The sequence below is a fragment of the Psychrobacter sp. Ps3 genome (assembly GCF_022129275.1).
Classification (GTDB): Bacteria; Pseudomonadota; Gammaproteobacteria; order Pseudomonadales; family Moraxellaceae; genus Psychrobacter; species Psychrobacter submarinus.
This window is the reverse complement of the sequence record NZ_JADQAL010000029.1, coordinates 1-25,753: the sequence shown is the minus strand read 5'-3', so window position 1 is coordinate 25,753 and position 25,753 is coordinate 1. Positions and strand designations below refer to the sequence as shown.

18 protein-coding genes are annotated in these 25,753 nt (G+C 45.4%); 3 read left to right on the top strand and 15 right to left on the bottom strand.

Features of this window, described 5'->3' with window-relative positions; translation table 11 throughout:
- Positions 1-194 precede the first annotated feature (194 nt).
- The 13 genes from I3248_RS09315 to sdhC all read right to left on the bottom strand — a co-directional run bounded on the left by I3248_RS09315 (position 195) and on the right by sdhC (position 18,271).
- Entirely contained in the window at positions 195-1,571 is a 1,377-nt protein-coding gene (locus I3248_RS09315) for a UDP-glucose/GDP-mannose dehydrogenase family protein (RefSeq protein WP_238063406.1), read from the bottom strand.
- Positions 1,572-1,641: 70 nt separating this feature from the next.
- Positions 1,642-3,309: a glucose-6-phosphate isomerase gene (gene pgi, locus I3248_RS09310; protein WP_238063405.1), complete on the bottom strand. Its 1,668-nt coding sequence runs from the start codon at positions 3,307-3,309 to the stop codon at positions 1,642-1,644.
- A gap of 3 nt (positions 3,310-3,312) precedes the next feature.
- Entirely contained in the window at positions 3,313-4,188 is an 876-nt protein-coding gene (locus I3248_RS09305; protein ID WP_238063404.1) for a UTP--glucose-1-phosphate uridylyltransferase, read from the bottom strand.
- Positions 4,189-4,261: 73 nt separating this feature from the next.
- Positions 4,262-5,293 carry a UDP-glucose 4-epimerase GalE gene (galE, locus tag I3248_RS09300; RefSeq protein WP_238063403.1) on the bottom strand — a complete coding sequence of 344 codons (1,032 nt, stop codon included), beginning with the start codon at positions 5,291-5,293 and terminating at the stop codon, positions 4,262-4,264.
- Positions 5,294-5,405: 112 nt separating this feature from the next.
- Complete coding sequence (sucD, locus tag I3248_RS09295; protein ID WP_025646140.1) at positions 5,406-6,281, bottom strand: succinate--CoA ligase subunit alpha; 876 nt, start codon at positions 6,279-6,281, stop codon at positions 5,406-5,408.
- 117 nt (positions 6,282-6,398) lie between these two features.
- Positions 6,399-7,565, bottom strand: coding sequence for an ADP-forming succinate--CoA ligase subunit beta (gene sucC, locus I3248_RS09290; protein ID WP_238063402.1), 1,167 nt, complete (start codon positions 7,563-7,565; stop codon positions 6,399-6,401).
- A gap of 255 nt (positions 7,566-7,820) precedes the next feature.
- Positions 7,821-9,272 carry a dihydrolipoyl dehydrogenase gene (lpdA, locus tag I3248_RS09285; protein WP_238063401.1) on the bottom strand — a complete coding sequence of 484 codons (1,452 nt, stop codon included), beginning with the start codon at positions 9,270-9,272 and terminating at the stop codon, positions 7,821-7,823.
- 273 nt (positions 9,273-9,545) lie between these two features.
- Positions 9,546-10,808, bottom strand: coding sequence for a 2-oxoglutarate dehydrogenase complex dihydrolipoyllysine-residue succinyltransferase (gene odhB / locus I3248_RS09280; protein WP_238063400.1), 1,263 nt, complete (start codon positions 10,806-10,808; stop codon positions 9,546-9,548).
- Positions 10,809-10,983: 175 nt separating this feature from the next.
- The gene (locus I3248_RS09275) at positions 10,984-13,866 is read right to left on the bottom strand and encodes a 2-oxoglutarate dehydrogenase E1 component (protein ID WP_238063399.1); all 2,883 of its coding nucleotides are present in this window, start codon (positions 13,864-13,866) and stop codon (positions 10,984-10,986) included.
- 601 nt (positions 13,867-14,467) lie between these two features.
- Complete coding sequence (locus I3248_RS09270) at positions 14,468-15,178, bottom strand: succinate dehydrogenase iron-sulfur subunit (protein ID WP_025646150.1); 711 nt, start codon at positions 15,176-15,178, stop codon at positions 14,468-14,470.
- A gap of 176 nt (positions 15,179-15,354) precedes the next feature.
- Complete coding sequence (gene sdhA, locus I3248_RS09265; protein ID WP_238063398.1) at positions 15,355-17,205, bottom strand: succinate dehydrogenase flavoprotein subunit; 1,851 nt, start codon at positions 17,203-17,205, stop codon at positions 15,355-15,357.
- Positions 17,206-17,477: 272 nt separating this feature from the next.
- Positions 17,478-17,885, bottom strand: coding sequence for a succinate dehydrogenase, hydrophobic membrane anchor protein (gene sdhD / locus I3248_RS09260; RefSeq protein WP_201558818.1), 408 nt, complete (start codon positions 17,883-17,885; stop codon positions 17,478-17,480).
- Complete coding sequence (sdhC, locus tag I3248_RS09255; RefSeq protein WP_025646159.1) at positions 17,885-18,271, bottom strand: succinate dehydrogenase, cytochrome b556 subunit; 387 nt, start codon at positions 18,269-18,271, stop codon at positions 17,885-17,887. The genes sdhD and sdhC overlap by 1 nt, the downstream gene beginning before the upstream one ends.
- 1,012 nt (positions 18,272-19,283) lie before the next feature.
- On the opposite strand from sdhC, the gene gltA reads away from it, so the two are divergent.
- Positions 19,284-20,579: a citrate synthase gene (gene gltA / locus I3248_RS09250; RefSeq protein WP_238063397.1), complete on the top strand. Its 1,296-nt coding sequence runs from the start codon at positions 19,284-19,286 to the stop codon at positions 20,577-20,579.
- A gap of 118 nt (positions 20,580-20,697) precedes the next feature.
- Here the strand turns inward: gltA and I3248_RS09245 are convergent, their stop codons facing one another.
- Both I3248_RS09245 and I3248_RS09240 read right to left on the bottom strand, forming a co-directional pair.
- Complete coding sequence (locus tag I3248_RS09245) at positions 20,698-21,708, bottom strand: hypothetical protein (RefSeq protein ID WP_238063396.1); 1,011 nt, start codon at positions 21,706-21,708, stop codon at positions 20,698-20,700.
- A gap of 257 nt (positions 21,709-21,965) precedes the next feature.
- On the bottom strand, positions 21,966-22,499 hold the full coding sequence (locus I3248_RS09240; protein WP_238063395.1) for a type IV secretion protein Rhs: 534 nt from the start codon (positions 22,497-22,499) through the stop codon (positions 21,966-21,968).
- A gap of 638 nt (positions 22,500-23,137) precedes the next feature.
- On the opposite strand from I3248_RS09240, the gene I3248_RS09235 reads away from it, so the two are divergent.
- Positions 23,138-24,427, top strand: a complete 1,290-nt coding sequence (locus I3248_RS09235) for a replication-associated recombination protein A (protein WP_025646166.1) — start codon at positions 23,138-23,140, stop codon at positions 24,425-24,427.
- A 123-nt stretch (positions 24,428-24,550) separates the two neighbouring features.
- Positions 24,551-25,663 (top strand): bifunctional 3,4-dihydroxy-2-butanone-4-phosphate synthase/GTP cyclohydrolase II, encoded by a 1,113-nt coding sequence (gene ribBA, locus I3248_RS09230; RefSeq protein WP_025646168.1) that lies wholly within the window; start codon positions 24,551-24,553, stop codon positions 25,661-25,663.
- Positions 25,664-25,753 lie beyond the last annotated feature (90 nt).

Here is a 25,753-nt window from a genome sequence, read left to right as displayed (position 1 = left end):
GTTTAGCCTACTACTGTAGTACTTGCACTCGTCTGCCTTGTACCACTTTTAATATTGATTGACTATAACGGATTAGGCAACGTTTATGCAAAAAGATAGAGTCATACAATCTGTGTTTCTAGTTTGTAGGCTGGAGTAAAACCCAGCCTACGCCAATCAAATGCTTTATTTACAATTGGGATAGCTTTGTGGTCTTATTTCGCACGCCCAATACCTGCATAAGCGCCGACAAGCGCGTTTATTTGCGGGCGTGATAAAGCATTTTGTGCATCAAATATCGGCATAGCGAATTGGTTGAGCTGCGCGATGTCTAGCTGATGCTGCGGCGATAGGCTAATAATAAAAATCGCCTGCGCGTAAGCGAGCTGCTCATAAGGACTATCAAGCAGTTGTAGCAGTGGCTGCTGCCCATAGTCCTTGGCAAGCGAGCTTTTGGCTTTATCACTATAGACTAAGGTTTTAATGTTATAAGACCATAGTAGCGCCAGTAGCGGATGGATAGCTGAGCCTGTGGTACGCCCTGAGCCTGACTTATAGCTACCGCCCCAAATCATCACGGTTTTGTTATCTATAAAGCCATCATAATGCTGCCAGAATTTGCGGAAAATCAGCTCTTTTTGGTCATCATTGATGTGCAGTACTGACTGCAGTAAAGGCATATTGACGCTATTGTCTTGCGATGATTGCTGTAGCTTGTCAAGCTCAGTTGGTAGCGTATGGCCGCCAAAGCCCCAACCTGCCTGCAGATAGCTACTGCCTACCCGTGCGTCTAACCCCATAATACGGCTGACTTGACCGATATCCACTTGTTGACTGTCCGCTAAGCGCGATAGCTCATTCATAAAGCTCACTCTCGTCGCTAGCATCGCCATAATACTGCTACGCGCAAACTCGATAGTGGCAATATTAGCATGATGATAAGCGCGAGCATATTGTAGTAACGGCTGCAGCACAGTTAGCTGATGACTACTCTCAGGCGTTTTTTCGCCTAACAGCCACAGCGAGGGTTTGAGCATTGAGCTGTAAGCCTCACCATCTTGCAAAAACACAAACGGCACATAATAGACCCAAGCGCGCTGCAAGCTGTCTGCTAACTTCGTGATATGACCAAGCTTTTCGATACCACTCATAATAACGGGCGTCGTCTGCTGCTGACTATGATTAAAAGCTATTACCCAGTTATCATCTGTCCAAACGCTTTTGATACTCTCCAAAAATAACCAATAGCAACTGACTGATAAGGGCGTCGCTTTTTGTTCGTCTGGCGATTGGCCAACTTTGCCTTCATAACTTTGAATAAGTTTATCCGCGCTAGCCGGTAATGCACATTGAACGATTTGCTGCTGCTGTCCATATAGCTGCCATAGTGCCTGTAAATGCCGCTCAAAGCCATACTGCTCAACTTGCTGCACTAACAAGTCTAAATCGGCATAAATGTGCACCTGATGATCTAGGCTCGCTAACACCACCGCGCTAGTAATGGCTTCGATACTATGACCGATGATCACGCAGACCTCAGATGACTTGTCGTTCAATGCGTGATCATTATTAACAGCAGACTCAGAGCTCATAGCATTCCCTTAATTATCGTTTTCTCAGCCGCAAAGTCGACTCTCATTTCTATACTTTGTCTTGCCATCGTTATTCAAATAACTGCTTGATATGCGCAAGGAGCTGATTGGTAGAGCTATCAAAAAGCGCGGTGCTGTCTTGTTGCATTGCCTGATAGACAGTTTCGGCCATCTGCTTACCCATCTCAACCCCCCACTGATCAAAAGGGTTGACGTCCCATATGCTCGCCATCACGTAGACCTTATGCTCATATAATGCAATCAGCTCGCCTAAACTGTGCGGGGTCAGCTCATCGAGCAGCAAGGTCGTAGAAGGCTGATTGCCGCGATAATGCTTGTATTTATCCGTAGTACAAACCGTCGTACTGACAGCAGCGACAGCAGCGTTACCGAAGGCTAATACTCGGCTCTGCGCCAAACAGTTAGATAAAGACAACTCATGCTGATGCTGTAGTGAGCTGTTTTGCACCTCATCACTATAGTGACGCACGCAAGCGATAAAGTCGCAAGAGACATGCTGAGTGCCCTGATGTAGCAGTTGATAAAACGCGTGCTGGGCATTGGAGCCAATCTCGCCCCATAAAATCGGGCAAGTATCATAGTCGATATGAGTACCGTCATGTGTCACTGACTTACCGTTACTCTCCATCTCCAGCTGAGTCAAGTAGCTTGGCAAGTACTCAAGCCGACCATCGTAAGGCAAGACGGTATGCGCGTGTATCTGTAAAAAGGTACTATTCCAAACCGCAAGCAAGCCTAATAGCACTGGTAGATTGTCTTTGAAGTCCGCGCTAGCAAAGTGCTGATCCATACTATGAGCGCCAGCGAGCAGTTCTCGAAACTGACTCATACCGATACGAATGGCAATCGCCAGCCCAATCGCTGACCATAAAGAAAAGCGACCACCGACCCATTCCCAAAGCTGCAGCTGATGCTCAGGATGAATGCCCCATGCCGTCATCTTGGCGCTGTTGGCAGAGATACCGATGAAGTGACGGCGTAGCACGCTATTTTGCGAGCCTGAATATAGAGCCGCTGTCGCTAATAACCAAGACAGTGCTGTTTGGGCGTTAGATAGCGTATCAACGGTGCCAAAAGATTTAGAAGAGATGATAAATAGCGTCGTCTCAGCATCTAAACGTTTTAGCAAGTTATCGAGCTGCGAGCCATCCATATTAGAGACGAAATGCACGATAATATCTGTATCAGCCCACTCATCTAGCGCAGACGTTGCCATTAGTGGGCCTAAGTCTGAACCACCGACGCCGATATTGACCACATCAGTGATGGCTTTACCCGAAAACCCGCGCCAAGTACCATTACGAATCCGCGCCGATAAACGCTCAACTTGCTGTAAGCTGTGATGCACATCACTGACCACGTCCTGCTCATTGACGACTAACTCTGCGCCCTCAGGCAATCGCAGCGCAGTATGTAGTGCCGCACGCTCTTCGCTAGTATTGACCATAGCGCCTTGTAGCAAATCTTTGATACGCGCTGATAGCTCACAGCTCTCAGTCAAATGTAACAAACTTGCTAATACCGACTCATCGATACATTGCTTGCTATAATCCATATACAGGCTACCTGCCTGCGCGCAAAAGCGCTGCGCTCGACTGCTATCCTCTGCAAACAGCTCCGCTATCGACCACCTCTGCTTCGCTAACGTTTGCAATTGCTGCCAACACTCAGAGTCGCGAGCACTGCTATAAATGTTATTGGCACTCATATCGTTCATCAGCTACCCTTTAGATGCGAGCTGCTGCTCAGCAAAGTAAATAAAAGCTTGCATATAAGATTGCATATCACCAGCATCGTAGCTATCACCGCGCATAGTGGTGACATTAACGCCAGACTCACTAATCAGCGCATCGATAGCATCGGTTAGCTGAATCTCGCCGCCGACAGAAGCTTTGGTGTTGGCCAAATAGTCAAAGATTTGATTACTAAACACATAACGACCCACTACCGCTAGGCGCGACGGCGCATCGGTTAAATCAGGCTTTTCGACAAATCCCGCTACCCCAAAGCTAGCATTACTGTCTGTACTCTCACTGATCTCAGTAGTGCTATCGACAAGTTTGGCAATGCCATATTTATGGACGTCGCTATCGGCGACTTGCTCAACGAGTATCTGTGAATGCTGATCTTTAGCAAATTCCGCCAACATAAAGGCTAAGTTGTCAGTAGCCATATCGCCAGTAAAGGGATCAAGCACGACATCGGGCAGTAATACTGCAAAGTCATTGTCACCGACAATGGGGCGCGCTGCTAATACTGCATGACCTAAGCCCAAAGCCCTACCTTGGCGGATCATCGACACGCTGACATCATCCGGTAGCCAGTTGAGACTATCAGCCAGCTCGTCTTTGCCTTTATGACGTAATTGCGTATCAAGCTCGGCATTGATATCGAAATAGTCTTCAATCGCGCTTTTTTGCGCATGACCGACAAGGACGATATGCTTGATGCCGGCGGCGATAGCTTCCTCGACGACGTAATGAATGGCCGGGCGATTTCCTAAAGGCAATAACTCTTTAGGTACGGACTTGGACAGTGGTAGCATACGAGTGCCGAAGCCTGCGACAGGAATAACGGCATGGGTTATTTTTTTCATAGATTAATAGTGCTTTTAGTTAGTTTTAAGGCAATATAACGATTTTTTCTGAGCTGCTCTAGTATAACCGCGTCTATTTTGTGTTATAGCCGTCAGGATTCATGCTTTGCCAGCGCCAAGTATCTTCACACATATTAGTAATGGAAAGCTTAGCTTGCCATCCTAGCAGCTCTTGCGCTTTATCAGCACTAGCATAACAGCCTGCAATGTCACCAGCACGGCGCGCCGCAAACTGATAAGGGATATCTATTTTATTTACTTTACTAAAAGCGTTAATCAACTCCAGAACTGAGCTACCTCTGCCTGTGCCCAAATTAATAGGCAAAAATCCTGCTGCATGAGTCTGCTGCTGCAAATGTTCAAGTGCAGCGACATGTCCTTGTGCCAAATCAGTGACATGAATATAGTCACGCACCCCAGTACCATCGATAGTCGGATAGTCATTACCAAAGATACTAAGCTTGTCTCGTCTACCTACAGCTACTTGCGAGATAAAAGGCATCAGGTTATTTGGAATACCGGTTGGGTCTTCACCAATCTGTCCTGACAAGTGCGCTCCTACCGGATTGAAGTATCTAAGAGTAATCAGACTCCACTCTTTGTCTGCTGCTGCTAAATCTTCTAAGACATGTTCAACCGTGAGCTTGCTTTGGCCATAAGGGTTAGTCGCAGAACGCGGTGAAGTCTCATTGATAGGTAAGGTCTCGGGATCACCATAGACAGTAGCTGAGGAAGAAAAGACTAAGTTCTTCACGCCAAATTCAGCCATTACTGCAAGTAAAGTGATGGTCCCGCTAACGTTATTGTCATAATACATTAGAGGCTTAGCGACTGACTCGCCTACTGCCTTGAGTCCAGCGAAGTGAATCACCCCAAAAAACTCATGCAAGTTAAATATTTCTTTTAGTTTCCCAGCATCACGGATATCACCTTCGATAAATTCGATAGACTGTCCAATGAGATTAGAAACGCGATTAATAGCTTCATAGCTGCTATTAGATAAATTGTCGTAAATGACAATCTCATATCCTGACTCGTGCAGAGCAATACAGGTATGAGTACCAATATACCCAGCACCACCCGTCACTAATATTTTATTTTTCATAGCAATTTTCAAACATAAAAAAACACCCCATTATAGGGGTGTCTCTCTTACTTCTCAACATAGCTTTAGTAGTTGGTTCTTAACTCTTTATCTACTATCAAGAATACCTGACTTACCAGCCAGTAACTTCTTTCAGCTTATCACCGATTTTTGATGGGTCACGCGTGTAAGCGATGCCTGCATCTTCAAAGGCCTTAAATTTCTCTTCAGCTGTGCCTTGACCGCCAGAGATGATTGCGCCAGCATGGCCCATGCGCTTACCCGCTGGAGCTGTGACGCCAGCGATATAGCCGACGACTGGCTTAGTAACATTGTCTTTAATATAAGCGGCCGCTTCTTCCTCAGCGGTACCACCGATTTCACCGATAAGTACAATAGCTTCAGTCTGTGGATCGGCCTCAAACAGTTTTAGCGCATCGATCTGGTTCATGCCTGGGATAGGGTCACCGCCGATACCGATACAGGTTGACTGACCAAAGCCCAGCTTCGTGGTTTGCGCCACCGCTTCATAAGTTAGCGTACCTGAGCGGGAGATGATACCGACTTTACCTGGCAGATGGATATGACCTGGCATGATACCGATTTTGCACTCGCCTGGCGTGATAACACCTGGGCAGTTCGGACCGACCATACGCACATCACCCGCTTCTTCGATATAGCGCTTCGCTTTTAGCATATCGATCGTCGGTACGCCTTCGGTAATGACGATAATCAGCTTAACGCCGGCATCGACCGCTTCAACGATAGAATCTAGCACAAATGGCGCAGGCACATAAATGACTGACGCATCCGCTTGTGTTTCATCCATTGCTTCTGCCATCGTGTTAAAGACTGGCAGACCTAAATGCGTTTGTCCGCCTTTACCTGGGGTTACGCCGCCAACGACTTTAGTGCCATATTCGATCGCTTGCTCAGAATGGAAAGTACCGTTTTTACCGGTGAAGCCTTGTACTAATACTTTGGTATCTTTATCAATTAATACACTCATTGTTTTATCCTTGTATTCGCTTGTCTGATAGCTGTTAGTAATAGCGGCTTACTCGCTATAGGCAAGCAAGCAGCGACTATTACTGATGAACTCTACTGTTTACCTACTGATGATAAGTTAGGCTTGAACAGCATCGACGATTTTTTGGGCAGCGCCCGCTAAGCCTTGAGCAGAGATGATTTTGACATCGGACTGCTCGAGCAGCTCGATACCTTTCTCAGCATTGTTACCCTCTAAGCGCACGACCACAGGTACTTGTACATCGACTTCTTTTACCGCAGCAATGATAGCTTCTGCAATCATGTCACAGCGCACGATACCGCCGAAGATGTTAATGAGTACGCCCTCGACACTGCTATCTTCTAGAATAATTTTGAACGCTTCAACGACGCGATCTTTAGTTGCGCCGCCGCCAACGTCCAAGAAGTTAGCAGGCTTGCCGCCGTATAGCTTAATGATATCCATGGTCGCCATAGCAAGGCCGGCACCGTTGACCATACAACCGATGTTACCTTCTAGCGCAACATAGTTAAGGTCAAACTCTGCAGCTTTTAGCTCACGCTCATTTTCTTGCGTTTTGTCTTGTAGCGCGGCGATTTTTGGCAGACGGAATAACGCGTTTGAATCGATACCAATTTTGCCATCGACACAGACGATCTCGCCATTTTCACGTACCGCTAATGGGTTAACTTCGAGTAAAGCAAAGTCATTATCCACAAAGGCATTATAAGCACCAGTCATGATTTTCACGAACTGATTGATTTGTTTGCCTTCTAGACCTAACTGGAACGCAACATCACGCGCTTGATAAGGCATGAGACCGACTAATGGATCTACAGTGACTTTGAAGATTTTTTCTGGCGTCTCATTAGCGACTTCTTCGATGTCAACGCCGCCTTCGGTTGAGGCCATAAAGGTGACACGGCGGGTAGAACGATCGACAACTGCGCCTAAATATAGCTCAGTCTGTACCGGATACATATCTTCTGCGACTAAGACAAAATTGACCGGTTGGCCATCAGCGTCAGTCTGAAAAGTGACTAAGTTAGTACCGATAAGCTCATCAGCAACTTGCTTAGCTTCTTCGCGAGTTTTGACAAGTTTGACGCCGCCCGCTTTACCACGGCCACCCGCATGAACCTGCGCTTTGATAACAGCGATGTCTGTTGGAGTCTTATCAAAAGCAGCGGCAGCTTCTTCACCGCTGTGAGCAACGATACCCTCTTGGATCGGTAGGCCGTAACTTTTTAATAGCTCTTTGGCTTGATACTCATGTAAATTCATTGATTGTATCCTTTATTTTTTTCAATTGAGAATGTGATAATAAATAGTTAAACAAACGCGCCATGATATAACTGACAGCGCGCCTGTGGTTAGCTAGAGCGATAATAATAGATAGCGCTACTAGCTGTAATCCTTATGCTTAAGGTTGTCCGCATGACAGCGTATTAGCCTGCCAGTTTGACAGCTATTGACGCTTTAGTTGCCATCTTCTTTAGGACGAAGTGATGACTGACTAAGGACATACCTGCACGGATACTATTTACGTTTTTTACGCTGAATGGCGTGAATAGCACGGCCATCAGCAGATAAGGCAGCTTCATGTACCGCTTCTGAAATCGTTGGATGCGCAAAAGTCATCAGCTGCAAATCTTCGATACTAGAGACAAATTCCATCGCGATCATGCCTTGATGGACGATGTCGCCGGCGCCAGCAGAGATAGCATGCATACCAAGTAGACGATCGGTCTTAGCATCGGCAACGACTTTGATTGAGCCTTGCGCTTCACTTTGCGCCAGCGCGCGACCGTTAGCAGCTAAATTGAATGAGCCTGTTTTGACCTCATAGCCTGCATCCGCAGCTTCTTTTTCAGTCAGACCAACCCAAGCGATTTCTGGATGGGTATAGATAACGTTGATAATAGTGTCATAGTTGACTTGTGCTTTTTCGCCATGAATGCGCTCAACCGCCATCATGCCCTCTTCCATCGCTTTATGCGCGAGCATCGGGCCACGTACTAAATCGCCAATAGCATAGACGCCATCTAGATTGGTTTTGCACTGATCATCGACATCGATAAGGCCGCGTTCGGTTAGCGTCACACCGCTGTCCTCGGCAAGTAGCTTCTCAGAGTAAGCACGGCGACCGACACAAACGATCAATTTATCAAAGCTCTCATCTGAGGCTTCGCCTTTGTTTTCGCTAGTGACGACGACTTGACCGTCTTTGACTTCTGCATTAGTCACTTTGGTATCGACGCGGATATCTAAGCCTTGTTTTTTGAACATCTTACGAGCTTCTTTGGCGATATCTTTATCCGCAGCGGCTAAAAATTCAGGCAGCGCTTCATAAACCACGACTTCCGCGCCCAAGCGACGCCATACTGAGCCAAGTTCAAGACCGATAACGCCTGCACCAATCACGCCCAAGCGCTTTGGCGTCTCAGTGAAATCAAGCGCGCCAGTCGAGTCGACGATATGCTCGTGATCGACTTTGGCAACTGGAATATCGATAGGCACAGAACCTGAGGCTAAGATAACATTCTTGGCAGTAATGGTGCTTTCTGCATCATCCTCTAGCGCAACAAATTTAACTTTTTTGTCATCGCCTTTACCGTCGACTAACGTGCCCCAACCTTGTAGCCAGTCAACACCATTGCCCTTGAGTAGTGCCGCAACACCGCCAGTTAATTGCTTGACGATACCTTCTTTACGCTCAATCATCTTCTCGACGTTGATGCCGACATCACCGGTGCTGATGCCATGCTCGTCGAGATCGTCTTTTGTAGCCTCATAGCGATGTGAGGTATCAAGTAAAGCTTTTGATGGAATACAACCAACGTTCAAGCAAGTACCGCCAAGCGCCGGCTCGCCTTTGTAAACACGTTTTTCGATACAAGCGACGCTCATACCCAACTGACCGGCACGAATAGCCGCTTCGTAACCACCAGGTCCGCCGCCGATAACGACTAGATCATAATTATCTTTCATAGTAGTTTCCTAATATTTTTATCGTAAAATTTAGTTTAGCTCTATGCTATTGACGTTATTCTCGCTTGCATAGCTATTTATTTTAATCGATTGATAAAGCATCAAATTCAAGATGTATAGCTAATACACTATCTTGATAGGATGATTCACCTAAAATGAATAGCGAGAGTTTTAAGGTGAAGTTTATTGTTCTAAACAGTAGGCAAGACAGAACATTTATTGACATAAAGTTAAAAAGCTTGTATTAGCAAATGCCAATACAAGCTTAGAAGCTTATAGGTCTAATAACAGCATGGTTGGGTCTTCGACAAGATCCTTAAGTGTCACCAAGAACTGTACCGCCTCTTTACCATCAATCATACGGTGATCGTACGACAGCGCTAGGTACATCATTGGTAAAATCTCAACCTTACCATCGACAGCCATCGGACGCTCATTAATCGCATGCATACCTAAGATAGCAGTTTGCGGTGGGTTCAAGATAGGCGTTGACATGAGTGAGCCAAAGACACCGCCGTTAGAGATGGTGAACGTACCGCCTGTCAGCTCATCAAGACCGAGCTTACCTTCTTGTGCTTTACCGCCAAGCTCACGGATTTTGCTTTCGACATCCGCCATGCTCATCTGATCCGTGTCACGAAGTACAGGTACAACTAAACCGCGATCTGATGATACAGCAACACCGATATCATAAAAACCATGATAGACGATATCATCGCCATCGAGTGAAGCGTTCACTGCTGGGAAACGTTTTAGCGCTTCAGTAGCAGCTTTGACGAATAACGACATAAAGCCTAGACGCACACCATGACGCTTCTCAAACTGATCTTTGTACTTAGTACGCATATTCATTAGTGGCTTCATGTTGACTTCGTTGAACGTCGTCAGCATCGCTGTTTCTTGAGTCGCTGATAGTAGACGCTCGGCAACACGCTTACGCAAACGAGTCATCGGTACGCGCTTTTCGCTACGCTCGCCCGATTCGGCGACTGGCGTCCCCTTATCGTTTTTGATGCTGCTATCGGCTTTGAGTTTAGGGCTTGCCATATCAGATTTGGTAACTCGGCCATCACGGCCACTGCCTTCGACATTTTTTGGATCAACGCCAGACTCTTTCGCCGCCTTACGTACCGCTGGGCTCTGGTCTTTATGAGCGTCTTCTTTTTTGTCTGTCGCTTGTACTGGCTCACCGCCATCAGCTGCTTGCTTTTTCTGTACTGGCGCCGCAGGCTGATCTGGATTGACGGCTGGAGCTTCCGCATCATCACCGCTGCTGTCTTCACTATCGGTACTGCCGCTAGCGCCAGCTTCAAACTCAGCGATAAGATCGTCTGACTCAACCGTATCATCGACTTGCTTAACGATTTTGGTGACTACGCCGTCATCTGGAGCGACTACTTCTAATACAACTTTGTCCGTTTCGATTTCCGCTAAGATATCATCACGGTTGACTTGTTGACCTTCAGTAACGTGCCACTCAACGATCGTGCCATCAGCTACCGATTCTGGAAACACGGGGGCTTTAATCTCAGCCATCGATATACTCCTTAGATTGGGATAAATATTATTTATTATGAAATTGTGGTAACCAGCCAAATCATTTGATTCACTTTAATTTAGTACTTTGTTGCAATACTGTTGTGAAATGAATAATACTCTGACTGCTACCACCTGTTTGTTTGATCTTTCTTAAAGCTAATACTGTCAAAAACTACTTTGTCAATTGTGAGACTTCTACACCTAAGCCGCCGGCAATTAAGTCTTGCTGCTGACTGGCATGCAATTTTGGCGATCCGGTAGCTGGTGCGGCACTTGCTGGACGCGCAACAGGCTCCATCACTTTCGCTTTGGTTGGGTGCGGAACCACAATACGGAACATATGCGGCGCTAGATAATACCAAGCCCCTTGGTTTAAAGGCTCCTCTTGCGTCCAAACGATCTCTTTTAGATTGCTGTATTTATCAAATTCAGCGATCAAACGCTCTTCTGGTAGCGGGTATAGCTGCTCAATACGTACGATAGCCACATGGTCTAAGCCCAATTCACGGCGCTGCTCGAGTAAGTCATAATAGACCTTACCCCCACAAAGCACTAAACGGGTAATTTTATCGTTATCCTGCTCATCAATTTCAGAGATCACCGTCTCGAACTTATGACCAGTCGATAACTCTTCTAGCTCTGAGGTAGCAAGCTTATGACGTAATAAGCTCTTCGGCGACATTACGATCAAAGGCTTACGAATCGGACGTACCGCTTGACGACGCAGGGCATGGAATATCTGCGCTGGTGTCGTTGGAGTAATCACTTGCATGTTATCTTCAGCACACAGCTGCAAGAAGCGCTCAAGACGAGCTGAAGAATGTTCAGGACCCTGACCTTCATAGCCATGCGGTAATAACATGGTCAAGCCGCACACGCGCTGCCACTTAGTCTCACCACTAGCGATAAACTGGTCGATGACCATTTGTGCGCCATTGACAAAGTCGCCAAACTGAGCTTCCCAAACGACTAATGCATTTGGCACAGTCGTAGCATAACCATATTCAAAAGCGAGCACTGCCTCTTCTGATAAAAGCGAGTTATAAATTGCAAAGCGCGCTTGATCTTTACTCATATGCGCTAATGGCACGTACATACTGCCATCGTTCATATTGTAGATCTCGCTATGACGATGCGAGAAAGTACCCCGGCCAACATCTTCGCCAGTGATACGTACTAAGGTTTTGTCATGGTCAACTAAGCTGGCGTAAGCCAGTGTTTCAGCCGCGCCCCAGTTTAGTGGCTCTTCACCGGTTTGCATCGCTAAACGCTGCTCAACCACCTTTTGTACTTGACGCTGTAGCTTATAACCTTCAGGCATCACTGCCATCTGCTTACCATAGCCTTTTAGCATGTCGATATCGACGCCAGTATCCCAGTCATCTTCTAACTCATGACCTAAATAAGGGGTCCAATCGACAAACAGTGCTTCATCAGGCTCACTCACTAAAGAGTTCGCGACATACTCGCCGCGATCTAGTGATTCGCGGTATTCGTCTTCGTATTTAGCGGCTTCATCTTTGCTAATAACGCCTGCATCGATAAGCTTATTGGTATAGATAGTGCGCGTCGTTGGCAGTTTTTTAATCACTGAATACATCAGTGGCTGCGTTGCTGAAGGCTCATCCGCTTCGTTATGACCATTACGACGATAGCAGAAAAGGTCAATAACGATGTCTTTACCGAACTCATGGCGATAATCTAGTGCCAATTGCGCAGCAAACACTACCGACTCAGGATCATCACCATTCACATGTAAGATAGGCGCATGTACCATCTTAGCAATATCTGTACAGTACTCTGTCGAGCGCGCATCTTCTTGACGGCTAGTGGTAAAGCCAACTTGGTTATTAATAACGATATGTACTGTACCGCCAGTAGTATAAGCGCGGGTCTGTGACATCTGGAAAGTTTCTTGTACAACACCCTGCGCTGCAAAAGCAGCATCACCATGAACGACAATCGGTAATACTGAATTACCGTCTTTACCATGATCTTTTGGCTGGTCATTACGGCGAACTTGACGGGCGCGTACTGAACCTTGTAATACAGGTCCCACAATCTCAAGATGTGATGGGTTAAAGGCCAAGGCCAAATGTGCCTCTCCGCCAGGAGTCATCACGTTTGAAGAATATCCATTATGGTACTTGACGTCACCTGAACCTTTTTCTGGCTGCACTTTACCATCAAACTCATCGAATAGGTCCGCTGGATTCTTACCTAGGATATTGACGAGTAAGTTTAGGCGTCCACGGTGCGCCATACCGATGACCATCTCTTTGGTGCCGTAGCCACCAGCGCGCTGAATGATCTCGTTTACCGCAGGGATAAAGCTCTCACCGCCTTCTAGACCGAAGCGTTTTACCCCAGTATATTTACGTGCTAAGTATTTTTCTAATCCTTCAGCAGCCGTTAAGCGCTCAAGAATAGATAAGCGCTTTTCTTTATCGAATTCTATATGGCCAAGATTGCTTTCCATATACTGCTCCATCCAGCGCTTCTCAACGCTAGTGGTCACATGCATATACTCGATACCGATATAACGGCAATAGACGCGCTCCATGATTTCAATGATCTCACGTAGCGACGCTTCAGGCTTACCAATTTTTAAATCGTTGGTCGGAAAGACGGTATCTAAATCAGCTTCTGATAAGTTGTGGTAGGCCAGTGTCAAGTCTTCGACTTTGTCACGTGGATGCAAATCTAAAGGATCAAGCTGGGCACGGCGATGACCGCGGCGACGGTAAGCGGAGATGAGCTGCTGTACGCCCATTTGCTTAGGGTCAGCACAATTAGCAGTGCTATCACTATTAGCAGCTGAGGCACCAGCTTTGTTTGCCGTTTGATTGCGTGCCAATAACAAGAACTGATCTTGAATGGCGTTATGCTTAGCATCATTTGGCGATTGATATTGTTTGAAGTACTGCTGCCAATTCTCATCGACACTGTTAGGGTCGGTTAAGAACTGCTCATAAAGCGCTTCGATATAATGAGCATTATCAGCGGCAAGTTCTGTGTATCCTGCATCGGCTTTTCTTTGAGTTGTACTATTCATAATAATCGTCTATTTCATAGATAAATGAATGGAAGTTGCGGGTTGTACTTATAATTATTAGTAACTTTTAGAACGTCTTGGGCTAAATCAATTATTTGTGAACGCTCAGTCTCATTATCTTAGTCGTTTGATAATAATAACTTATATATACTAGCTCTAGCCATAACTATGTCTATCGTTTAGTTTTAACTTTGAAGCGCTCATTAGTGTTTATGGCTTAAAGAGTCTATCGACTACAAACATTGTATCCTTTTACTCTCGTCACTCTCACTAAACGATGCTCCCTAGGGTAGCACGGCCCACAAACTAACCATAGTTTGTTTGTTCAATACTAGGTATTTAAGTAATGAATATTCACTATCATAGCCAATGTTAAATACATTGACCTACTACTGATGGGCATAAAAAACTAACATAGAAAGCGAAAATTTCGTTAATTGAGCTATTATGGTCTATGATAACATTTTCGCTCGTAAGTTTTTATGGCTAGTTTGTCATTATCGCTGTACTTAGCACAAAATATTAACAAAAGAAAAACACCGCCTCAGGACGGTGTTTTTTTGTGTCTGATAAATAGTATGTCGCTTATTGACCTACTAGATTAGCCTGCTTGATCAATAAGCAAATTGCGCAGATGACCGATAGCTTTGGTTGGGTTTAAGCCTTTAGGACAGACTGAAACGCAGTTCATGATACCGCGGCAGCGGAACAAGCTGAACGGATCATCTAAACGCGCTAGGCGAGCCTGCGCATCCGTATCACGACTATCCGCTACGAAGCGATAGGCATGTAACAATGCTGATGGGCCCAAGAATTTATCTGGGTTCCACCAAAATGAAGGGCAGCTGGTCGAACAGCAAGCACATAGAATACACTCATAAAGACCATTCAACTGCTCGCGCTGCTCAGGAGACTGTAAGCGCTCTGTCGGCGGTGCTGGCTGATCATTAATCAAATAAGGATGTACTTTTTCGTACTGCTCATAGAACTGGTTCATATCTACGACTAGGTCACGAACGACTGGCAGTCCAGGTAGCGGTCTGATGGTAATCTTTTCAGGTAGCGTGTTCATGTTAATAAGACAGGCTAGGCCATTTTTACCATTGATGTTCATACCGTCCGAACCACAAATACCTTCACGGCACGAGCGGCGGAAAGTGATGGTCTCATCTTCTTTCTTTAGGCGTAATAATAAATCAAGCAACATACGATCTGACTCTAGTAGCTCAATCGTATAGGTTTGCATGCGCGGCGCTGCGTCCACATCAGGATCGTAGCGATAAATTTCGATGGTGCGAGTACCTCGGCTCATATTGCTAAACTCCACACTTAGTAAGGGCTGGCATACAAGGATTTTATTCTCTTAGCGTAGGCGCTGCTGAGTAACTTGTAGCTGGCAGTAAACTGCCTAAAATTAAATATCTTGATACTTTATTGGTACTAGCGCACTAGTATGCGCTAGTACCGAACAATCCAAATAGCGATTGACTAATAAACGCGAACTTTTGGTTCAATATAATCGACCGTCAATGGCGTCTTACGTACAGGCTTATAAATGATACGGTTATCATCAGAGTACCAGATGGTATGCTTCATCCAGTCGTGATCGTTACGACCATTTGGCGCATAATCATCGTCTTCAGGACGGTCATAGTCGGCAACACTGTGCGCGCCGCGGCTCTCATGACGGCTAGCTGCTGAGATCATCGTCGCTTTGGCTACTTCGTATAAGTTAATCACTTCAAAAGCTTCGATACGCGCGGTGTTAAATACTTGCGACTTATCTGCTAAATGAATACGATCGATCTTTTCTTCTAGTGCCAATAGCTTCTCTACGCCTTCATCCATAAGCGCTTGCGTACGGAAGACGCTAGCATGCTTTTGCATAATTGCGCGAATCTCATCAGCAACGTCTTGTGCATTGTAGCCTTCGGTTGACTGCTGTAGCTTATTCAAACGGCCAACCGTAAAGTCTAGCACATGAGTATCTAGCGGCTTATAGTTATGATCGTTATGATGGAATCCATCAACGATATGCTTGCCTGCTGCACGGCCAAAGACGACTAAATCAAGCAGTGAGTTGGTACCTAAACGGTTAGCGCCGTGGACACTAACGCAAGCGCACTCGCCAATAGCATATAGACCTTTGACAATCGTGCCTTCGCTATACAGACCTTCGTCGTCGGTACCAGCTTCTAGATTCGGGGTGATGACCTGGCCATGAATCGTGGTTGGAATACCGCCCATCATGTAGTGAATCGTCGGAATAACGGGAATAGGCTCTTTGGTGATATCGACGTTAGCAAAGTTTTTACCAATCTCAAATACCGATGGCAAACGCTTCATAATCGTATCAACCCCCAAATGCGTCATATCCATAACGATATAGTCAGCATTTGGTCCACAGCCGCGGCCTTCTTTGATTTCTTGGTCCATAGAGCGCGATACCAGATCACGTGGCGCTAAGTCTTTGACCGTTGGCGCGTAACGCTCCATAAAGGCTTCGCCATCTTTGTTACGTAAGATAGCGCCTTCACCGCGGCAGCCTTCGGTCAATAGTACACCGGCTCCGGCCACACCCGTTGGGTGAAACTGCCAGAACTCCATGTCTTGTAGAGGAACGCCAGCGCGAACCGCCATGCCGATACCGTCGCCAGTATTGATATAAGCGTTAGTAGAGGCGGCAAAAATACGACCCGCACCGCCCGTTGCCAGTACAGTCACTGGCGACTGGAATACTGCAACCGTGCCCGTCTCTTGCTCAAGAGCAATAACACCGTTGATATTACCGTCTTCGTCTTTGATCAAATCAAGAGCAATCCACTCGATAAAGAACTGCGTACCTTGTTCAAGGTTCTTTTGATATAAAGTATGCAACAACGCGTGACCGGTTCTATCAGCTGCCGCGCAAGCACGTTGCACCGCTTTTTCGCCGTAGTTTGAGGTATGACCACCAAACGGGCGCTGATAAATCGTGCCATCTTCGTTACGGTCAAAGGGCATACCCATGTGCTCAAGCTCGTAAACCACTTTTGGCGCTTCACGGCACATATATTCGATAGCGTCTTGATCGCCTAACCAGTCTGAACCTTTAACGGTATCGTAAAAGTGAAAATGCCAGTTGTCATTGCTCATGTTCCCCAAACTTGCACCAATACCACCTTGAGCGGCTACAGTATGTGAGCGTGTTGGGAATACTTTCGTGATTACCGCAACATTCATACCCGACTCAGCCAGTTGTAGCGAGGCACGCATACCTGAGCCACCACCGCCGACGATGACTGCATCGTAATTAAGGGTTTTGATGTTACTAATAGTATTGTCTTGTCTTGTTGCCATTGTGATTTTCCTAATGCCTGTTTGTGCTCGCGCCTGTGTTATTTATACAAGATGCCAGCGAAGTAACTACAAGGGCTATCTACTATCTAAATCTGTGCTATACACTTATAAAAGATAAGAGCTTGGCGCGTTATGACCGTTGTCATCGGTATTTATTGATATAGCGACTGGCCTGTAAGAATTAAAATGCTAGGCGCTACTGTCAAAAATAGCTTAAGCGCTAAGGGTTATAATCAAGCGAACGCATCACTTATCAAGCGTAATGCTAAAAATTATACGGCGATAACGCCAAAGCCATTGCCCCAAAAGATCATGATGCCCCAGAACAAATAAACTAAAATGGCAAGAATCATAAAAGTCTGTAGTACCATTCTGAGTTTAGTAGCACTTTCGCCCATCTTTCCTGAAGTGATATAGTCAGTAAACACAGTCCACATACCTACCCACGCGTGGCCAGCTAATGCCAAAATAGCAACTAAGCTAAATAGACGCATAGGTAAGCTATACATAAAGCTCGACCATTCTATGAAGGTCACGTCTCCATGGGTCAAAAAGAAGCCCAGTAATACGATACTGTACACCGCTAGAACAATAGCACTAATGCGCTGCACCATCCAATCACGCGTTCCTGAACCAGTAAGGCCTGTAGCGCTTTTTACTCCTGAATTATTCTTTATCATTAGAACATCACCCATACAAATGACGCGACAATCAATATCGCTGCAATCACGAAACTGACAAAAGATGCCGTACGTGCTGATTTCAACTCTTCATTTTGGCCATTATCAGCAAATAAATGCTTCACACCCATTACAAAATGATAGGCCGTAGCAGCAACAAATATCCATGCTAAGAAACGAAGAAAAACGTTATCGAATACGGTCAAAAAACTCTCAGGCGATGCCAAAGAGGTTTGCAGTAGCCACAACATAACAGGAATGAGTAAAAATAGGATAATGCCAGAAATACGATGCAAGATTGACGCAATCGCAATCGGTGAGCGGTTAACGCTAATCACTTGGCTTAAGGGCAGATCAATAGGTCGGTTGCTTTTCACAGCGGGCATCCTTTTAGCGGTTATACTCGAGTTCTACTTATGGTTTAGCAATCGTCTACCAAACACACTGAGTAACATACGAGATGAATAAAATAAGGAAGAGCTAGCTGACTTTGCTAAATGCACGTTACGCCATCATGGTGATATGACATACTTACTAAGCGATGATTGCATTATTCTAGCTAGTGTCTGTCAACCACCATAAACACAAAAAAAAGATAACGCCATCGGCTATCTTTATTAAGAATAACTACATGATCATCATTCTAAAAATAGAATAAATAACAATAACATTCAAGTCTTAAACGCTTTTTAATCGCCAAAACACCCTATCAATCGTAACAAGATATTAGAAAACGACCTTGCTAGCTGTCAGCTTCTGATAGGTTTGCGTTAAATTAACAAAGCGTATGTCAGTTAAATTACCGCAATTATAAAATGACTGGCGACTAATTACAAATTTATCCCTAAAATAGTCACTTTTGTCGTTGTTTTTACAAAAACTTAAGCTTCAGTGAGTGTTAATTCAACTTTTCTAGCTTTATCTCTTAATCTGTCTACAACATTTATAAAGGTATATCACAGCTGTGTATCTTCATACATAAAGTAGGCTATCAGCATAGTCTTGCTACTTTATACTTATTTATCAGCACCCTTATCATCAATATGTGCTTAAGATATATAGTGCTCTTCATCAGTTTGTTTCAGTAGCATATACCTTATAAAAGTGTTAAAACGGATGAAATTAACGCTAAATTACACATCAGACATATTTTGATACAACTTATCACCCTTTTAGCTGCCTTTAAAGCCTATGAATCTCGTGTTTGGAGAGAAAAGTATTTTCACCTCTTCCTGAATTACTGCTAATATAGCTTACATATGAAGTGAGCGGCATACAAAGTACCGCTCCTCAGTAATGACTTAACCAGTAACGAGACAAACCGTTACGACTACACCGTATGACGCACTAGCAAGCGTCGCTTTTACATTCATACGCTAAAACAATGGAGAGGAAATTATGGCTGACAACATTAAGTCAAATAATGAAGCCAAACTAACCGCAGAAGGTAAGGAATACCAACTTCCTATTATTCAGGGTACTTTAGGTCGTCCAGTTATCGATATCGCTGCCCTACAAGATTCAGGCTTTTGGTCTTATGATCCTGGCTTTAAAGTGACTGCCCCTGTTGAGTCAAAAATTACTTTTATCGATGGTGGTAAAGGCGAGCTGTTATACCGCGGCTACCCTATCGATCAGTTAGCAAACCATGCTGAATATCTAGAAGTGGCTTATGCGCTGATTCATGGCGATCTACCAAACGCAGAACAAAAAGAGGATTTCTTTGAGAAAATTCGTAAGCATACTGGCGTCCATGATCAGCTACGTAAATTCTTTGAAGGCTTCCGCCGTGACGCGCATCCTATGGCGATTATGGTCGGTGTTGTTGGAGCGTTATCTGCGTTTTATCATGACAAGCTCGACATCAGCGACGAAGATCATCGCGAAATCACGGCCATCCGCTTAATCGCTAAGATGCCAACTCTTGCGGCTATGAGCTATAAATACTCACAAGGCGAGCCGTTCATGTATCCGCGTAACGACTTTAGCTACGCAGAAAACTTCTTATATATGATGTTTGCTACTCCTGCTGATGTTGATTATAAAGTCAATCCTATCCTCGTTGATGCGATGGACAAAATCTTTACTTTGCATGCCGATCATGAGCAAAACGCTTCGACGTCTACTGTACGTCTAGCCGGCTCTACTGGCGCAAACCCTTATGCTTGTATCGCTGCAGGTATCGCCGCTCTATGGGGTCCATCACATGGCGGCGCGAACGAAGCTGTCCTTGAGATGCTAGATGAAATTGGCACAGTGGAAAACGTACCAGCATTTATGGAAAAAGTGAAAAGCCGTGAAGTAAAACTGATGGGCTTTGGTCACCGTGTCTACAAAAACTTCGATCCACGCGCGCAAGTACTGAAAAAAGCTTGTGATGAAGTATTAGAAGCTCTAGGTATCGACGATCCTAAGCTTGAGCTGGCTATGGAATTAGAAAGAATCGCTTTAGAAGATCCGTTCTTCATCGAGCGTAACCTCTATCCAAACGTTGACTTCTACTCTGGTATTATTCTAAAAGCTATTGGTATTCCAACGTCTATGTTTACGGTTATCTTCTCGTTAGCGCGTACCTCAGGTTGGATCAGCCACTGGATTGAGATGCATAGCGCACCGTTCAAAATCGGTCGTCCGCGTCAGCTCTATACTGGTGAGACGCATCGTGATCTTGTTAAGGTTGAAGACCGCAAATAAGAATCAACGATTTAGTTGTCTTACTAACCTTCTGTACTAATATAGCAAACCATAAAAAATCCCGCCGATGAGCGGGATTTTTTATGGGTGATATTTTATGCTTAGTTTTTAAAAGCAGTTACTGAAACTCTTCTAAGGTCTGTTCGTATTTCGCAATTTGCTCATCATAGTCTTTAATAGTTTCATTAAACTTGGTCATCAACTCTTCAAACTCTTGCTGCTGAGCGATTTTCATCTCTTGCATGTAGCGGGCTTGCCGAGCTTCTATTTGCTCCCAAATTTGGTGCTGGACGATGAGACGCGCTAATGCCGGACTTTTGGCATTGAGCCTGTCGGCAAGCTCTGTATGTTCAAACAGCTGTGGTATCAAGGCGGCGATATTGATTAAGGTATTGACCTCGGCGCTACTCAGTGGCTGTGATATCGGCTGATAAAGCGCATCGATGGTTTGCTGATAGCTGTCGATGATTTGTTTTTCGGTCAAGATTGTCGTTTTTCGCGGCTCAGCGCTAATGCGTCTTAATACGCTCAGATCGCGCTCACCTGCATCAGTGCTGCTATTTGGTTCCAGCTCAGTATCAATATCAGTATCGACATCAGTGTCAGTATTGGCAACGGTCTCGGTTAAGGCGTCAGATTCATCCGCTGAAAGCTCAGCATCAGTAGTGCTATTATTTGCTGTGGCTGAACTGGAACCAGCAGCGGTATCCACCGCCGCTTCATTGTCATCATTAGTCACGTTATTTAGTAACAGATCATCTTCACTGGTCGTCATATCAGCCGCTTGCAAAGACTCATACTCTGCCTGTAACCGGCGCTGTAAGCTTTGCATTTGCGCCACATATACTGGCTGCATCTGCTTGATATGGGCAGCCGCTGAATCACTTTGAGGTACAGGCTTCATCTCTTCAGTAGCCGCTTGCTCCTCTGCGTTAGCCGTACTGTCATCGACTTCTGATTGTGGCTGACATCCCACTAATAGCGATGCTGCTAGCACCATAGACGCTAATACTTGAGGCGATTGGCAGCCGGCAGATTTAGTAGGTCGTTTATGGCGCATTTGCTGGTCGTCAGCATCAGTGTCAGTGCCACCATCGGTTTCGGGTCGAACAAGCAGAAAGTTAGGCATCAGAGAACATATCCTTTGTTAACAGCGCCGCTATAAAAGCTAGATTAAAGTATAAATGGCTACCTTTGACTCACTTGCTTCTAGGGCGTGTTTATTCTTTATTAAAAAGTGTTTTATTGAAAAGTGAGTCGCTTTCATCATAGCGACTATCGCTGACAATCTGAAGATTAAATAGTGAACGAGCTGTCGTCAGTATCTTTTTGAATAAATACTAATGTTAAAATGCTAATGAGTATCCTTGTCAATGAGTGCTAATGTTAATTAATACCTTTGCTAGGTTTTATTTGCTCAGTCGCCGCGGTCAAAAAAGGTATGCACGCCTCTAAGTCGTTGCAATCCCTCCCAAGCTTACGACGAACAAAATAGTCTTGTACCATGCGCGCTTGCTGCTCAATGCCATATCTAAAGAAGGATTTGCCCGCTTTTAGCTCATAAGCATAACGCCGATTGACCAGCGCTCCGCGTACAACCTTTAGGCCTTGTTGCCATTGCCAAACGTGAGTGAGCTCATGAATCAGCCAACTTTGTTTGCCAAGTGCAGCCTTGCTAAAGTCATCAAGCCAATTATCAGGATGAAAATAAATATGACCATTGGGACTAACTGCATAGTTTTTTAGCACCCACCAAGCAGTTTTTAAGCGCACATCTTGTAAGTGCAGACTGTCGCCAAAAACCGAGCGTGCCAGCTCACACTCGCCTTCAGTCAAAGGCCGTGATTGTTGATTAAAACGATCCCGACTTATTAGTTTAGACAATAGTCGCGATAACGATTTGGGAGAATAGCGAGACATCATTAAGACCGCCTTAAGAAGAAGGTTTTGGAGGCTTTGTTTGCTTGTACTTTCTAAGTGCTCATTAATCTAAGATTGTAAAATCAAACGCGCCACAGTAATGAGTTTTGCGCCGTTGCTCATCAGCAGCAAGTGACAGTCATACTAGTTTGCGATCACTGTTCCAAATTAAAATGGCTCTAAAGCACCATCGTTTAATTATTAAAGCAGAAATATTAAAACCAATCCACTTGTGAATAGCGAATATGCCCTAATATCAATGAGAACAGTTCTTTTTAAGATTGTGCTTTTTTATTTAGGGCGTGTTAAACATTCGACCATGGCACTGACAGAGACTATTTTTTAGGCGATTTGCAGATAAAAATGGTAAGTTTAGTCGTTCTAAGCGTCTATTTTTATCAATAAAGCGGCAAAAAATAGTCCTGTCCCTATTGTTGTAGTAAGGGCTGATGCTAAAATCGCCCTAGTCGTTGCAACTGTTTAAATAAAATCAGCTAGCCAATGCAATAAGCATTACCTGCAATTTTAACGACGACTAGAACACAGCTTTGATAAACTAGTAGCTATCAGCAGTGCGCATTTGTGAATGTTCAACACGCCCTAATAGCGCATTACTTTTAATACGCCTTAGGAGTTTTATGCCCTCTGCTTTTCATGCTGATACGCCTTTAGCACAGCGTATGCGCCCTACGACTTTAGATGATATCATCGGCCAAGAGCATCTGTTAGCCGCTGACGCGCCGCTGCGACGTTTGGTCGAACAAAACCATCTGTCCTCTATTATCTTGCACGGGGAAGCAGGCATTGGTAAAACCACTATCGCGATGCTATTAGCAAAAGCGGTAGGCCGACCGTTTCATGCTTTATCAGCTTTGAACACTGGCGTTAAGCAACTGCGCGAAGTGCTCGATAACAATGACTCGCTCAGCTTTGAGTCGCCGGTGGTTTTTATCGATGAGATTCATCGGTTTAATAAAGCCCAGCAAGATGCTTTGCTTGGCGCAGTAGAAGCAGGTGATATTACTTTAATTGGCGCAACTACTGAAAACCCGTCTTTTAGTGTCAATAATGCTTTGCTGTCTCGCTGCCAAGTCTACCGCTTAGAACCGCTGGATAATGAACAAATCGCTGCTGTCTTGCAACGAGCACTCACTCAAGATACGGTGCTAAAAACTTTAAACATTGAGCTACAAGCACAAGGCTTTATTAGTGAGCTGGCACACGGCGACGCTAGAAAGGCGCTAAATTTACTAGAGTTGGCGGTGCAGACTGCTGATCCTAAGCATACCCCGATTATCATCGATGATGAGATTGTCGGGCGCGTGGCACAGACAGCATTGGTGCGATACGATAAAGATGGTGAGCAGCATTACGATATCATCTCAGCGCTGATCAAGTCGGTACGCGGCTCGGATCCAGACGCGGCGCTTTATTGGATGGCTAGAATGCTAGTCGGCGGTGAGCCTGCTGATTTTATCGCGCGGCGGTTAGTCATATTGGCGAGCGAAGATATCGGTAATGCCAATCCAAATGCGCTGCTGCTCGCAGATGCAGCCTTGCGTAGTGTGCAGTCTATCGGTATGCCTGAGGCGCGGATTATCTTAGGGCAAGTGGTGGTCTATTTGGCCACTAGCGCTAAGAGTAACAGCACTTATAAAGCGATTAATGCAGCGATGCGCTTAGCGGAAAAGGACGCCTCCCCAGTGCCGCTACATTTGCGTAACGGCGTGACTAAACTGATGCGTAATGAGGGCTACGGCGCCGGTTATACTTATCCGCATAACTACCCCAACCATTACTACGCGCAAAGTTACTTGCCTGACAACCTCATTGGCACCCGCTTTTATGAGTATGCTGACAATCAGCGCGAGCAGCACAGTAAGACGTTTATGGATTGGCTAAAGAGCCAAGCTGCTAGTAACGACTGACACGCGCTTAAGAGAATAATTACCTGTAGTACAGCACGTAAGCGTATCTACTGTTACAATTCCACTGTTACAATGACGCATCGATCTTTTGACACCCAAACCAATAAAAATATAGAGAGTCCTATGAGTTTAAATACTATTCCTGAGATAATTGAAGATATTCGCGCCGGTAAGATGGTCATCTTGATGGATGACGAAGACCGCGAAAATGAAGGCGATATCATTATGGCTGCCACCCATGTGCGCCCTGAAGATATTAACTTTATGATTACCCATGCTCGCGGCTTAGTCTGTCTTACCTTATCACAAGCGCGCTGCCAGCAGTTGGCACTACCACTGATGTCAGATCGCAATGAGGCTAAGTTCAGTACCAACTTTACCGTCTCTATCGAAGCGGCTGAAGGGGTGACTACAGGTATTTCGGCGGCTGACCGGGCGCGTACCATTCAAGCAGCGGTGTCTTCGGCAGCGAAACCAGAAGATATTGTCCAGCCTGGGCACATCTTCCCTATCATGGCACAAAACGGCGGCGTGCTCCACCGCGCAGGTCACACCGAAGCGGGCTGCGACTTAGCACGCCTAGCAGGGCTTGAACCTGCTGCAGTGATCGTTGAGATTATTAATGCGGATGGGACGATGGCTCGCCGTGATGATTTAGAGGTATTTGCCAAAGAGCATGATATTAAGATGGGTACGATTGCTGATCTTATTAACTACCGTATCGCCAATGAGCAAACAATAGAAGAGATAGAGTCGCGTCCATTTGAGACGGAGCATGGCAGCTTTACCTTGCACCGCTTTCGTGAATTTGGCGCTGATGAGACGCATTTAGCATTAGTCAAAGGTGATGTCAGTGCTGGCGTCAGTACTGTACGGGTACACGGCTTTCATCCGCTGCGAGATTTATTTGCTGCCAAAAACGATACGACGGGTCGCAGTGGCTGGAGCGTACAGTCAGCACTAGAGGAAATCAGTGCTTCAGAGCGCGGAGTCATGGTTTGGATTGGCAGTCATCAGCCTGTCGATCTTGGCGATGCGTTAGATAAAGCGGCAGGCAATGAGTCCTTGTCAACGATCACTCAGCAGCCCTATCGTAGCATCGGTGTTGGCGCGCAAATCTTGCGCCATCTAGGCGTACGTGATATGCGTCTGCTATCTTCGCCCATGAAGTTTTATGCGCTATCAGGTTTTGATCTTAATGTGGTCGATTTTGTCAGCGCTCCCAATAAAGAATAAAGGGCTGTATAAGTAAATTATTTTATTCAAAACTGTAGGGCGTGTTGAACATTCGACCTTGGCACTGACAGAGACTATTTTTTAGGCGAT